The 11,987-nt window shown below is 60.3% G+C and carries 15 protein-coding genes; 12 read left to right on the top strand and 3 right to left on the bottom strand.

The genetic code is table 11. The features are described 5' to 3' along the window. The first annotated feature begins 16 nt into the window (after positions 1-16). From VJR29_09775 to VJR29_09815, 9 genes are all read left to right on the top strand, one after another. On the top strand, positions 17-490 hold the full coding sequence (locus VJR29_09775; GenBank protein ID HKY63696.1) for a Spy/CpxP family protein refolding chaperone: 474 nt from the start codon (positions 17-19) through the stop codon (positions 488-490). A 16-nt stretch (positions 491-506) separates the two neighbouring features. After that, on the top strand, positions 507-1,043 hold the full coding sequence (locus VJR29_09780; protein HKY63697.1) for a sigma-70 family RNA polymerase sigma factor: 537 nt from the start codon (positions 507-509) through the stop codon (positions 1,041-1,043). Then, entirely contained in the window at positions 1,018-1,386 is a 369-nt protein-coding gene (locus tag VJR29_09785; protein HKY63698.1) for a hypothetical protein, read from the top strand. Before VJR29_09780 ends, VJR29_09785 begins: the two co-directional genes overlap by 26 nt. A 60-nt stretch (positions 1,387-1,446) precedes the next feature. After that, a complete protein-coding gene (locus VJR29_09790) occupies positions 1,447-2,775 on the top strand; it encodes a malic enzyme-like NAD(P)-binding protein (protein HKY63699.1) in 1,329 nt (442 codons plus the stop codon). Between the two features lie 76 nt (positions 2,776-2,851). After that, positions 2,852-3,475, top strand: coding sequence for a methylthioribulose 1-phosphate dehydratase (locus VJR29_09795; protein ID HKY63700.1), 624 nt, complete (start codon positions 2,852-2,854; stop codon positions 3,473-3,475). Beyond that, positions 3,472-3,984, top strand: a complete 513-nt coding sequence (locus VJR29_09800; protein ID HKY63701.1) for an acireductone dioxygenase — start codon at positions 3,472-3,474, stop codon at positions 3,982-3,984. Before VJR29_09795 ends, VJR29_09800 begins: the two co-directional genes overlap by 4 nt. Continuing rightward, complete coding sequence (gene mtnC / locus VJR29_09805; protein HKY63702.1) at positions 3,981-4,670, top strand: acireductone synthase; 690 nt, start codon at positions 3,981-3,983, stop codon at positions 4,668-4,670. Before VJR29_09800 ends, mtnC begins: the two co-directional genes overlap by 4 nt. A gap of 88 nt (positions 4,671-4,758) precedes the next feature. Continuing rightward, the gene (locus VJR29_09810) at positions 4,759-5,229 is read left to right on the top strand and encodes a hypothetical protein (GenBank protein HKY63703.1); all 471 of its coding nucleotides are present in this window, start codon (positions 4,759-4,761) and stop codon (positions 5,227-5,229) included. Between the two features lie 101 nt (positions 5,230-5,330). Next, the gene (locus tag VJR29_09815; protein HKY63704.1) at positions 5,331-6,884 is read left to right on the top strand and encodes an acyl-CoA carboxylase subunit beta; all 1,554 of its coding nucleotides are present in this window, start codon (positions 5,331-5,333) and stop codon (positions 6,882-6,884) included. A gap of 107 nt (positions 6,885-6,991) precedes the next feature. Here the strand turns inward: VJR29_09815 and VJR29_09820 are convergent, their stop codons facing one another. Then, entirely contained in the window at positions 6,992-7,327 is a 336-nt protein-coding gene (locus VJR29_09820) for a hypothetical protein (GenBank protein HKY63705.1), read from the bottom strand. Between VJR29_09820 and VJR29_09825 the strand changes: the two genes are divergently transcribed. From VJR29_09825 to VJR29_09835, 3 genes are all read left to right on the top strand, one after another. Continuing rightward, the gene (locus tag VJR29_09825; protein HKY63706.1) at positions 7,314-7,604 is read left to right on the top strand and encodes a hypothetical protein; all 291 of its coding nucleotides are present in this window, start codon (positions 7,314-7,316) and stop codon (positions 7,602-7,604) included. The genes VJR29_09820 and VJR29_09825 overlap by 14 nt on opposite strands. Positions 7,605-7,813: 209 nt before the next feature. Beyond that, on the top strand, positions 7,814-9,328 hold the full coding sequence (accC, locus tag VJR29_09830) for an acetyl-CoA carboxylase biotin carboxylase subunit (protein ID HKY63707.1): 1,515 nt from the start codon (positions 7,814-7,816) through the stop codon (positions 9,326-9,328). Positions 9,329-9,330: 2 nt separating this feature from the next. Then, positions 9,331-9,843 carry a biotin/lipoyl-containing protein gene (locus VJR29_09835; protein ID HKY63708.1) on the top strand — a complete coding sequence of 171 codons (513 nt, stop codon included), beginning with the start codon at positions 9,331-9,333 and terminating at the stop codon, positions 9,841-9,843. Here VJR29_09835 and VJR29_09840 read toward each other — a convergent pair. Together VJR29_09840 and VJR29_09845 are read right to left on the bottom strand one after the other, a co-directional pair. Beyond that, a complete protein-coding gene (locus tag VJR29_09840) occupies positions 9,840-11,168 on the bottom strand; it encodes a DUF1302 family protein (GenBank protein ID HKY63709.1) in 1,329 nt (442 codons plus the stop codon). The two genes, VJR29_09835 and VJR29_09840, sit on opposite strands and share 4 nt — an antisense overlap. A 3-nt stretch (positions 11,169-11,171) precedes the next feature. Beyond that, the gene (locus VJR29_09845; GenBank protein HKY63710.1) at positions 11,172-11,924 is read right to left on the bottom strand and encodes an outer membrane lipoprotein-sorting protein; all 753 of its coding nucleotides are present in this window, start codon (positions 11,922-11,924) and stop codon (positions 11,172-11,174) included. Positions 11,925-11,987: the final 63 nt, after the last annotated feature.

Consider the following 11,987-nt stretch of genomic DNA (forward strand, 5'->3'; position numbering starts at 1 on the left):
GAATAAGGAGGAAAGAATGTCTAAACCCCTAACCCTCAAGACCCTGCTGGCCTTCCTGCCGCTGCTGACGGGGATCTCCGGCGCTTTCGCCCAGGCGCCGGATTTCCCGCCGCCTCCCCGCCATCCGCCCGACTTGACGAAAGCCCCCTTCGTCGCGGAGCTCGGGCTCAGCGAAGAGCAGAAGACTCAAATTCAGAAAGTCCAGGAGCAGTCCCGAAGCAACTTCGAGGAAAGACAGAAGAGCGTCCAAGAGGCCAGAGCGAGCCTGGATCAGGCTATGGACGGGTCCGCAACCGAGGCCGTCATTTGGGAGCGATTCGAAGCGCTGCAAAAGCTCCAAAGCGAGATGAAACGGGAGGGATTTCGCCAAGCGCTCGCGATTCGCCAGATATTGACGCCCGAACAGCGAAAAAAATTCAGCGAGCTACGCAAAAAAAGATTCGAGGAATTCCGGCGAAAGCACCCGGATATGCCGCCGCCTCCACCTTAAGCAAACCGGCTCAACCATGCAGGAAGACGTCGACGAAAAAATTCGCCGGATCACGGAAGGACGGCTTCAAAACTTCCGCCAGCTTTACGAGGAATATCGAAATCTCGTCCGGCGGGCGATGTTTCGCCTGACCCCTCGACCTCTGCTGGACGACTTGGTGCAAGAGGCATTCTTGAAAATTTGGCGCGGCTTGCCTCGTTTCGAGGGCCGCTGTGAGCTTAAAATTTGGATCTACCGCATCGTACGGAATGTCGCCGTCGACGGCTTGCGCCGCCAACCCCCTCCTTCTCAAGCCTGGGAGGAAGAACAGGGGACGGATCAAGAGCCCGAGGCACCGCGGCTCGCACAAAATGAGATCCGGCGCTTGCTGGCCGGCTTCGATATGGATCAACGGGACGTGATTGTATTATTCTACATGGAAGAGTTGAGCATCCAGGAAATCTCGGAGGTCTTGAATCTGCCGATCGGGACCGTCAAATCGCGTTTGCACCGGGCGCGGGAGAAGCTACGGCAGCTTATGGAGGACATTGAAGAAAGCCATGGATCGCCCTGAAGAAAACCCTGATCTTGATCGCAAAATCGGAAGCTTCCTGCGCCGGGATTCAAGCGAGGTGCCGTCGGCGCCCGCCAACGAATACCACCGAATCCTTAAGCGCATCGAGGGCCGCTCCGGCTACTTCGCCAAGCTTTCCTGGATGTGGCGTCTGGCCTTCCCCCTCGCCGCCTTGGTCTTGGCGCTCTTTCTCTACTTGCCCCGACCCTCGGTTTCTCCGGACCTGAGTTCCTCCGCCGAAAGCTATGGGGGATATGGCATTTTCATTCCTTCTGAAAAAGCGGCTAACGAAACCCCCGGCGAAGACTGGATATTGCTCGCTGAAATCGTCAGCCGCCCTTGAAGGAGCGCAATTTTTTCTCCTTGACCCCCGGGTGCGGCCAGGGGAGATTGAATCTCCCCTATGTCCAATCAGAAGCTGATCCGCACCTTACGTTGCAAAAATCGTAAATTTATCGGGGTCTTATCCAAGCTGATCTCCACCATCTCGCAAATGGGCGGGGACATCGGCAATATCTCGACGGTCAGCTTCGGCGAGCTGCACAACATCCGAGACGTCACCATCATCGTCAACGACGAGGACCACCTAAGCGCCATCGTCAGCGCGGTCCGCAAGATTCCCGAGGTCGAGCTCGAATCGGTGATCGACGAGGTCCTCGAGCTCCATCGCGGCGGCAAGCTGCTGATGCGGCCTAAATTTCCCATCCAGTCGATCGAGGATCTGCGCAAGGTCTACACACCGGGCGTGGCCAGCGTCTGCAAGCTGCTCAAGGAAGACCCTTCTCAAGTCGAAATCTACACCACCATCGGCAAGACCGTCGCCCTCTGCACCAACGGCAGCCGGGTCCTGGGTCTGGGCAATCTCGGCGCCGTCGCCTCGATGCCGGTGATGGAGGGCAAGGCCGCCCTCTTCCAGCAATTCTCCGGCCTCCACATGGTTCCGATCCTGATCAACACCCTCGACGTCAACCGCTTCGTCGACGCGGTCGAGACCATCTCCTCGACCTTCGCCGCGATCCAGCTCGAGGACATCCGCACCCCCGATTGCTACGAGGTCGAGGCCAAGCTGATCGAGCGGCTGAAGATCCCGGTCATGCACGACGACCAGCACGGCACCGCCACCGTGGCCCTGGCTTCGCTGATCAACGCCTGCCGGATGGGCGGGCTGGACCTGCGCAACGCCAAGGTCGGCCAGATCGGCCTCGGGGCCGCCGGGTCGGCCATCGCCAACCTCATCATGAAATACACCGGCAACCCGGTCTACGGCAGCGACGTCAACGTCGAGGCCAAGAAGCGCTTCGAGACGCTGGGCGGGATCAACACCGACTTGAAGGACCTGCTGCGCCAATGCCAAGTGGTCGTCGCGACCACCGGGCTCCCCGGCCTGATCAAGCCGGAGGACGTCCAGAAGGGCCAGGTCATCTTGGCGCTATCGAATCCCTTCCCCGAGATCACCATCGCCGAGGCCCTCTCGGCCGGCGCCGCCTTCGCCAGCGACGGCAGCCGGGTCAACAACTTGATCGGCTTCCCCGGCATTTTCCGCGGCGCGCTCGACGCCCACGCGATGCGCTTCACGCCCGAGATCTTCATCGCCGCCGCCCTCGCCATCGTCGGCCAAACGCCCGAGCAGGAGCTCATCCCCGATCCGCTCGACCCGCTGGTCCATGCGGCGGTCGCCAAGGCCGTGGCCAAGGCCGCGGTCCAGGCCCGGGTGACCCGGGATTTCCTCTAAATTCCTTGACCTCGGCCCCTCAGACCCACCATGCTTGCTCCGAGGGAGCGGGTAATGCGGGATTCTTCACAAGAAAATGGATAAGACCGAGCCGTTCCAGCAGGCCGCCCAAGCCATGATCGAGGCCGGCAAATTTCTCTTTGCCTCCGGCTGGTCCTCGGCCACCAGCAGCAATTATTCGACCCGCTTGGACGACGAGCTCATTGCCATCACGGTTTCCGGAAAGCATAAAGGCCGGCTAACCTCCGACGACATCATGCTGGTCGATCTCGCCGGCCGCCCGGTAGCCACCGACAAAAAACCCTCCGCCGAAACCATGTTGCACACCTCGCTTTACGCCCGCGACCGAAGCATCGGCGCCGTTTTGCACACTCATTCGGTCCATGCGACCGTCCTTTCGCGCCTGAGCGCCCCGAATCCGTTGCGAATCCGCGATTATGAAATGCAAAAAGCCTTTTCCGGCATCACGACCCATGCCTGCGAAATTTGCATCCCGATCTTTGACAACACCCAGAACATCGCCGCCTTGGCCGCCGAAGTCGAAAATTACCTGCAAAACCATGAAAATGTTTTCGCCTACCTCATCAAAGGACACGGCCTGTACACCTGGGGCCAAACGATGGAAGATGCCTTGCGCCACGTCGAAGCTTTGGAATTTTTATTCAGTTGCGAATTAACGTCTCGGAGCCTGCAAAGATGAGCGAATTGCGCATTTATCACGAAAGCACGCCGACCCAAGCCCGGAAAATTTTCACCCGACATGGCGACGTCGCCGAGACCTTGAAAGCGGTGGGAATTCGTTTTGAGCGATGGGACGCCGGGCAAAGCCTCACCGAAACTTCGACCGGCGAGGAAATTATCGCCGCTTACCGGGATTGCATCGAGCGATTGAAGTCCGCCTGCGGCTTTCGGGCGGTTGACGTCATCCGGATGTTTCCCGAGCACCCCGAGAAGGACGCGCTGCGGGCCAAGTTTTTGCGCGAGCACATCCACACCGAAGACGAAATCCGCTTCTTTGTCGAAGGCGGCGGCTTGTTTTTCCTGCATATCGGCGAGCACATTTACGCGGTGGACTGCGAAAAATCCGACCTTATCAGCGTGCCGGCCGGCACCAAACATTGGTTCGATGCCGGCCCAAATCCCCATTTCACCGCGATTCGTTTTTTCACCAACCCCGAGGGCTGGGTGGCCCAATACACCGACCCGTGATTCAAGCGATACTGACAGATATCGAAGGCACGACCACCGACATCCGCTTCGTCCATGATGTTTTATTTCCCTATGCCCAGCGGCATTTGGGGGCTTTCATCGAAAAGCGCCGCGACGACCCCGAGGTTCGCGAAATTTTACAGGCGGTCAAGCGGCATATCGGCCAGCCCGCCGCCGATGAAGCAACCGCGCTTGCCACTCTGCTGAAATGGATGGAAGAGGATTCAAAAATCACCCCCTTAAAGCTCCTGCAAGGAATTCTGTGGCGGGAGGCTTATGAACGGGGGGATTTTCGAGGCCACGTTTACCGGGATGCCTATGAGAAATTGCAGGCATGGCGCGCCCAAGGCTTGGCCATTTACATTTTCTCCTCCGGCTCGGTCGAGGCTCAAAAACTACTCTTCCGACACAGTGCCTTCGGCGACTTGACAGCGCTGTTCTCCGGCTATTTCGATACCCAGATCGGCGCCAAACGGGAAGTCGAAGCCTACCAAAAAATCACGGCTCGGATCGGCCTCCCGGCCGCTCACATTTTATTTTTATCCGACGTAAAAGCCGAGCTGGACGCGGCCCAGACCGCGGGCCTGCGGACATGCTGGGTCCTGAGGAGCGCCCCGGCGCCGGGGCTCAGCGAGCATCCCATCGTGCGGAGCTTCGGGGAAATCGACCTTAGCCTTATTTCTTAAAAAATAGTCCGAAACTTTCCTTCGGCCTAGGCGATAGGCTGTCCATCAACGCATCATTCCACCCAACGCATCATGGAAAGGGGCCTTCATGTTGCCAATTATCCTTTTCGGGTCCGTCGCCGCGCTGTTCCTGGCCGGATGCGACGAGAAAAAATCGAAAAAAACCGAGATTAGCGCCGAGCCGGCGCCATCCCAAGCCAGCCGAAAACCCAAGGTTTTACTCGACGAAAAAGCCGAGAGCTTCTTGAAGGGCCTGGAAAGCTCGCGTTCCGGCGACTGCGAAACCCGGCAGACGCAGTCCCGAAGAGCCCAGTGGGCCACGATCAGCCGAATGGTCGGGGCCTCTTACCAAGAGGGCTCGCGAAAATTCAGCCTTTACACCGATGAAAGCCATGATCTTTCCTTGATCCAGTCGCTCTCGACCTATCTCAAGGAAAAGCACCCCGAGGCCGAGGTCGGCACCGAATTGGGATCGCTCCCGAAGGGCGCCAGCTTCGGCCGGGCTCACAAGGGCACCCTGGTCTACTCGATCGCCACGCCTGATTGCCCCAACAATTGAGCGGAGGCGGCCCCCGAATTCCTGCGCAATTTCCTTGACCGCGCCGGCCCTACAATCTAGATCGGCATCGCCTAGAATCCGAATTTTCCAAGGGATTTACCATGCCGACCAATCGTGAAATGTCCGAAATCTTGAAGAAAAAGAACCTCGAAGCCGAGCAGGGCGGCGGGACCGACCGCATCGCCGCCCAGCATAAGGCCGGCAAGATGACCGCCCGGGAGCGGGTCGACTTCCTGCTCGACCCCGGCTCCTTCGTCGAGATGGACCGCTTCGTCACTCACCGCTGCTCCGACTTCGGAATGGAAGAGAAGAAGATCTTGGGCGACGGCGTCATCACCGGCCACGGCACCATCGACGGCCGGACCGTCTTCGTCTTCGCCCAGGACTTCACCAGCTTCGGCGGCTCGCTCGGCGAGGCCTTCGCCAAGAAGGTTTGCAAGATCATGGACCTCGCGGCCAAGACCGGCGCGCCGGTGATCGGGCTCAACGACTCCGGCGGCGCCCGCATCCAAGAGGGCGTCCAATCGCTGGCCGGCTACGCCGACATCTTCCTGCGCAACGTGCTCTCCAGCGGCGTCATTCCCCAAATCTCGGTCATCATGGGACCCTGCGCCGGCGGCGCGGTCTATTCGCCGGCCCTGACCGATTTCATCCTGATGGTCGAGAACACCGCCCACATGTTCATCACCGGTCCCGAAGTCATCAAGGCCGTCACCCACGAAGTCGTCAGCAAGGAGGATTTGGGCGGCGCCCTCGCTCACAACACCAAGTCCGGCGTCTCGCTGATGCGGGCACCCAACGATCAGGCGGCGCTCCAGCAGGTCCGGGAGCTGCTCTCCTTCCTGCCTTCCAACAATTTGGAAGATCCGCCGCTGGTCAAGCCCAAGGACGATCCGGTCCGGGTCGACGAGGCGCTCGACGCCCTGATTCCCGACAGCCCCAACAAACCTTACGACATGAAGGTGCTGATCAAGAGCACCCTCGACGACGGCTACTTCTTCGAGATCGGCCCCGACTTCGCGAAAAATATTTTGATCGGCTTCGGCCGCTACAACGGCCGGGTCGCCGGCATCGTCGCCAACCAGCCCCAGGTCCTGGCCGGCTGCCTCGACATCGACGCCAGCATCAAGGCCGCCCGCTTCGTCCGCTTCTGCGACGCCTTCAACATCCCGATCGTGACTTTCGTCGACGTGCCCGGATTCTTGCCCGGCACCGACCAGGAATTCGGCGGCATCATCCTCCACGGCGCCAAGCTGCTCTACGCCTTCTGCGAGGCCACCGTGCCCAAGGTCACGCTGATCACCCGCAAAGGCTACGGCGGGGCTTACGACGTCATGAGCTCCAAGCACATCCGGGGCGACGTCAACTTCGCCTATCCCTTCTCCGAGATCGCGGTGATGGGCTCGGACGGCGCGGTCAACATCATCTTCCGCAAGGAGATCGAGAAGGCCAAGGACGCGGCGGCCGAACGGACCCGCTTGACCGAGGATTACCGGGCCACCTTCGCCACGCCCTACAAGGCGGCCGAGCTGGGCTACATCGACGAGGTCATCGAGCCGCGCTTCACCCGAAGCAAGATCATCCGGGCCCTGGAGATGCTGAAGAACAAGGTCGATAAGAACCCGCCGAAAAAGCACGGGAACATTCCATTGTAAAGGCAGCCCCCTCTCCCCTGCCCCTCTCCCACAAGGGGAGAGGGAAGATCTTGCCCTCCCCCCTCGCGGGGGAGGGTGGCCGAAGGCCGGGAGAGGGGGCTCTCAAACTATTTCGAAGCTCGGAAGCAGCACTGGGCCTTCGAGCCGTATTTCATCGGAGGATTGTCTTTCCACTTATCGCGGGTGATCACGACCTCGCCGCGATGCTCGGTGAAGTCGAGGGTGCAGGGACCTTGCTTGGTTGCGGGAAAAGCCGGCGGGCCTTCCTCGTCCCATGAGCAGGTATAGGCGAGGTCGGGCGGGTTAGCCATGGAGTTGCAGACGTTCTTGCTCTCGCTGCCGACATGGGCTTTGAAGCCGGTGACGCAGAGCTTGTCTTCCATCTTCTCCAGGGTTTCCTGGTCGTAGACCGTCCGAGGCTTCTCTTCCTTGACCACGACCACCGGTTGCGGCGGCGGAGCGACCGTCGTGGTTGTCGAGGTCGTGGTGGTCTCCTCGACCTTGGTCGCCGTCTTCGCGGGCTTTGCCGCCGGCTTCGGCGCCGGCGCCTTCTTGGTTGTCACTGGGACCTTGGTGGTGCTGGTCGTCGTCGAGGTGGTGCTAGTTGTCGAGCTGCCTGGCGCCGGCTGGGGAGCGGAAGGTGGAGCTGAGATCGTTGTCGTCGTCGAAGTGCCGGGACCCGAGGTGGTGGTCGTCGTTGCGGTCCCTGGAGTTTGCTGAGCCACGGCGCTACCCGACAGGAAAGCGGCCACGCTCAATCCGTAAAGAGCCGTTATGAAAGGTTTTCTAGTCATAGATCCTCTCGTCGCCCCGTCACCGGTCAAAGGCAAAAGCCTCGACAAGCCGGGCAAAGGGGATCCGACTTCCAAGCTTAACAAAAAATTTACGTTGAAATTTGGAAATTTTTTATCTCTAAGGGACCGAGCCCCATGAGCCTGAAAACAATCAAGAAAATCCTCATCGCCAACCGCGGCGAAATCGCCGTCCGGGTGATCCGAGCCTGCCGCGACTTGGGCATCCAAACCGTCGCGGTGTTCAGCGATCCCGACCGAGCCGCCCTCCATGTCCGGCGGGCCGACGAGGCCTATCACCTCGGGGCGGCCGCCCCCAAGGAGAGCTATCTCAACGTCGAGAAGCTTCTCGCCGCGGCCAAGAAGTCCGGTGCCGATGCCATTCATCCGGGCTATGGGTTTCTCTCGGAGAATGCCGGCTTCGCCAAAGCGGTGAAGGACGCCGGCTTGATCTTCATCGGCCCCGATCCCGACATCATCACCAAGATGGGCTCGAAGATCGGCGCCCGCCAAATCGCCGAGGCCGCCGGCGTCCCGGTCGTCCCCGGCATCAAGCACCCGCTCAAGGACGCCGACGAAGCGCTGGAAGTCGCCAAGAAGATCGGCTTCCCGGTCCTGCTCAAGGCGGCGGCCGGCGGCGGCGGCAAGGGAATGCGGGCGGTCCGCGAGGAGAAAGAGCTCAAGAGCGCCTTCGCGATGGCCCAGAACGAGGCCATTTCCTCATTCAAAGACGACGCCGTTTACATCGAGAAATTGGTCGAAGGCCCCCACCACATCGAGGTCCAGGTCTTCGGCGACCAGCACGGCAACGTCGTCCACTTCTTCGAGCGCGAGTGCTCGGTCCAGCGCCGCCACCAGAAGGTCATCGAGGAATCGCCCTCGCCCTTCATCACGCCCGAAACCCGCCAGGGCGTCTGCGAGATGGCGGTCAAGCTGGCCAAGGCTGTCGGCTACTACAACGCCGGCACGATCGAGTGCCTGGTCGATCACCAGCAGAATTACTATTTCCTGGAGATGAACACCCGCCTCCAAGTCGAGCATCCGATCACCGAGCTGGTCACCGGCGTCGATTTGGTGAAGCTCCAGATCCAGGTCGCCCAGGGCGAGAAGCTGCCGATGAAGCAGGAAGACGTCCAACAGCGGGGCCATGCCGTCGAAGTCCGGGTCTACGCCGAGGACCCCTTCCACAACTTCATGCCGGCGCCCGGCCTGGTCGTCGACATGCAATATCCCCTCGGACCCGGCATCCGCCTCGACAACGGCATCTACCAAGGCTTCCAGGTCCCGATGGATTACGATCCGATACTGGCCAAGCTGATCGCCTACGGCGCCGACCGGAAGGAGGCCATCCAAAGAATGCAGCGGGCGCTCTCCGAATACCGGGTCAGCGGCCCCAAGACCAACCTTTACTTCCACCGCCGGGCCCTGGAGATCAAAGACTTCGTCGAGGGCCGCTACGACACCCACTTCATCGACAAGCACATGGCCGAGATACTCAAGGTCCCCTACGAGGAAACCAAGAAGGCCCTGATGGCCGCGGCCTTGGCCAAGCACCTCGAGGAGCTGAAGTCGCGCCCGGTTTCGGGCGGCGCCGAGGCCGCCGACGCCTCGCCTTGGCGGGTGGCCGGCCGCAAGATGGGAATGAGGAATTAGGCATGGCGAAGACCTACACCGTTTTATTCGATGGCAAGGAGTTCGAGGTCGAGATTGAAACCCTCGAGCAAGGCTACGAGCTCAAGCTGGACGGCGAAAGCCACCGCTTCGAGCCCCTGCTGGCCAAAGGCTCGGTCTATTCTTTCCTGATCGACGGCACCGAGGTCCTCGAGGCCGACGTCAGCTTCCGCCAAGACAAGGCCGAGCTGAACCTGAGCAATGTCCCCTACCATCTGGAGGTGTTCGACCCCCGCCGCCGGGCCGTCTCGCAGAGCGAGGCCGCCGGCGGTCACGGCCTGATCAGCGCCCCGATGCCCGGCAAGATCGTCGAAGTGAAGGTGAAAGCCGGCGACGCCGTCAGCAAGGGCCAAGCCTTGGTCGTCATCGAAGCCATGAAGATGCAGAACGAGCTGACCGCCGCCATCGACGGCGTCGTCAAGGAAGTCGCGGTCCAGCCCGGCGCGGCCGTCGAATCGGGCCAGAAGCTGGTCTTGGTCGAAGCCGCCGCCGGCTAAAATTTCCAGCTAGTGTTCATGAAAACCCGGTCGCTGTGGTCGAACTCGCCGTAAAGCGTGTCCTGGGGCCCGCTGAAGACGTCGGTTCCCCAAGTCAGGGTGATCGACGGGCTGACGCGGTAGTGGAGCCGGGGGCTGAGCTCGGTGTCGCCGGCCTCCAAGCCCACGATGAAGATCAGCTCGGCGATCAACTTCTCATCCAGGAAACCCCGTTCGAAGCGAAGAAAGATCCAGGTGTCGAGGATGTCGTCGGCGACGTTGCGAGTCGAACCCAGGATGGCCTGCTGCTGGAATTCGGCATTCATGTCGAAGCCATGGAAAGTGTAATCGAAACCCACCACGTAGCGGAATTGGTCGCGCCGGACCACTCCTTGATTGACGTTGATGTTTTCGGCATTGAAATAGCGGCCGATGGCATAGACGAATTCACCGCGGAGGACCGCGGCGTCGCCGATGCTTTTATTGAAGGTCGACGCGATGTTCTGAATCCGCTTGTGCTTGGGATCGAGCACAATGGTCGGAGTTCCGCCGGGCCCGGCCGTGACCGTCTTGAACAAGGCCGGCACGTGGTCGGGGCTGGTGTAATAGAACCAAGCCAAGTCCCAGCCCTTCACCAAATAGGAAAAGCGCAGGCCGCCGTTCCAATGCTTGAAATCGGTCTCGGGCTTGTCGTCGGAAAGCAGCACCTGGTTGAAGCCCGGCGGCGGCGGCGGAATGAAGAAAGCGAAGTCGGCTCCCTGAGGCGCGAGCTTATCGACGCTCATGTCGGGCGTGAGGACCGCCTCCAAGGTCCAACCGGGCAGGAAGTCATAACGCAGGTCCAGGGCCCAGATCGGGATCCGGATGAACTCGAAGCTCGGCAGGAAGAATTCCCGCAAGTCCTTGGGCGTCACGACGTCGGCGAAGAATTGGCCCAAGGCCTCGCCCCAGACGATCTGCTGGTTCCCGAGCCGGATCTTGACCTTGGAAGCCGTGATGTCGAGATAGGCGTCGCGGATCGTCAGCTCCTTCCGCATGTTGACGCGGACATCTTCGGGATACTGGTCGGTCACATCGTAGACCGCGTCGTACCAGCCGCGGCCGCCGATCTTCATCTTCAGGTGCTCGTTGAAGGTGAACTTGACGTCGGCCTTGGCGAATTGGCGGATCTTGCTGAAGTTGGCCGGTGAAGCGTAGCGAAAGGCGGTTTCCTGCCGCAATTCGCCGCTGTACTCGAAACGGAAGGAGGATGGGTCGGGCGGCGGCGTGGCCTCTTGGGCCGGGAGCCGGCTAGCCCAAAACGTCCCGATCAAGATCGCCAGGACCTTGAGTGAAGAGGGCGGCAATCGCTACTCCAAAGTCTTCATGTAGTCTTTCGTGAACATCGACAGGTCAAGCTGCTTCGTGACCATGCCGCTGAAAGTGAGGATCGATTTCTTCCGCGGATTCAAGCTGTCCTGAAACACCAGGCGAACCGGCCGGAGCGCCCCGGCCTCTTGGCGAAAATCCTCGAAGGTGCAGGTTTTCAAGGAGGCGCCCGAAACCGTGTAATACTCGGCGGTGACCGGATGAAAATCGCTCTTCGCCACCTTGTACTTGATCTTGTTGTAGGTCTTGCTCGGCGACTTGGCGACCAGGTCGAGGACGTAGACTTCGCGATCGCCGATTTTCTCCTCGCCGGCCAAAGTGGCGCTGTAGTCGTTGGAAAAATTGGCCCGGGCCATGTCGCCATTGGAGACGTTGCCGGCCAAACGTTGCTGCAAGGGAATTCGGACCGGCTTCTTGACCCGGGGCAAATAGATCCAAAGATCCTCTTGGATCATCAAGAGGCTCTTGCCCTTCTCCGCGGCCGGGCTGCGGAACTCGACCAAGCTATGCTCCAAGTCCCGCACATAAACTTTGTAGCCGCTCTCCGATTGCTTGGTTTCGCCCTCGTAATTCACGATCGCGGCTTCGAACTCATAGGAGCCCTTGGGCACCCGCACCGCGTCGGCTTTGGCGACGATCTCGTCGGGCTCGATCGCGCCGGCCGTCGAGGCGCCCAACATGAGAAGGAGGAAGGCCAGAAACCTGGCGAGCTTCGAATGCGGAAGGAATGACATGATGACCCCGAACCAAAAATCTGATTTTAGGGGGCGGCCGAAACTTCACCAAGAACAATTTCA

The organism is bacterium (assembly GCA_035281585.1).
GTDB lineage: Bacteria > UBA10199 > UBA10199 > DSSB01 > DSSB01 > DATEDP01.

What these genes read in the sequence shown, in the direction of transcription:
- VJR29_09775 (HKY63696.1), top strand. Translation starts at nt 17, where the DNA reads ATGTCTAAACCCCTAACCCTCAAGACCCTGCTGGCCTTCCTGCCGCTG.
- VJR29_09780 (HKY63697.1), top strand. Translation starts at nt 507, where the DNA reads ATGCAGGAAGACGTCGACGAAAAAATTCGCCGGATCACGGAAGGACGG.
- VJR29_09790 (HKY63699.1), top strand. Translation starts at nt 1,447, where the DNA reads ATGTCCAATCAGAAGCTGATCCGCACCTTACGTTGCAAAAATCGTAAA.
- VJR29_09795 (HKY63700.1), top strand. Translation starts at nt 2,852, where the DNA reads ATGGATAAGACCGAGCCGTTCCAGCAGGCCGCCCAAGCCATGATCGAG.
- VJR29_09800 (HKY63701.1), top strand. Translation starts at nt 3,472, where the DNA reads ATGAGCGAATTGCGCATTTATCACGAAAGCACGCCGACCCAAGCCCGG.
- VJR29_09810 (HKY63703.1), top strand. Translation starts at nt 4,759, where the DNA reads ATGTTGCCAATTATCCTTTTCGGGTCCGTCGCCGCGCTGTTCCTGGCC.
- VJR29_09815 (HKY63704.1), top strand. Translation starts at nt 5,331, where the DNA reads ATGCCGACCAATCGTGAAATGTCCGAAATCTTGAAGAAAAAGAACCTC.
- accC (HKY63707.1), top strand. Translation starts at nt 7,814, where the DNA reads ATGAGCCTGAAAACAATCAAGAAAATCCTCATCGCCAACCGCGGCGAA.
- VJR29_09835 (HKY63708.1), top strand. Translation starts at nt 9,331, where the DNA reads ATGGCGAAGACCTACACCGTTTTATTCGATGGCAAGGAGTTCGAGGTC.
- VJR29_09845 (HKY63710.1), bottom strand. Translation starts at nt 11,924, where the DNA reads ATGTCATTCCTTCCGCATTCGAAGCTCGCCAGGTTTCTGGCCTTCCTC.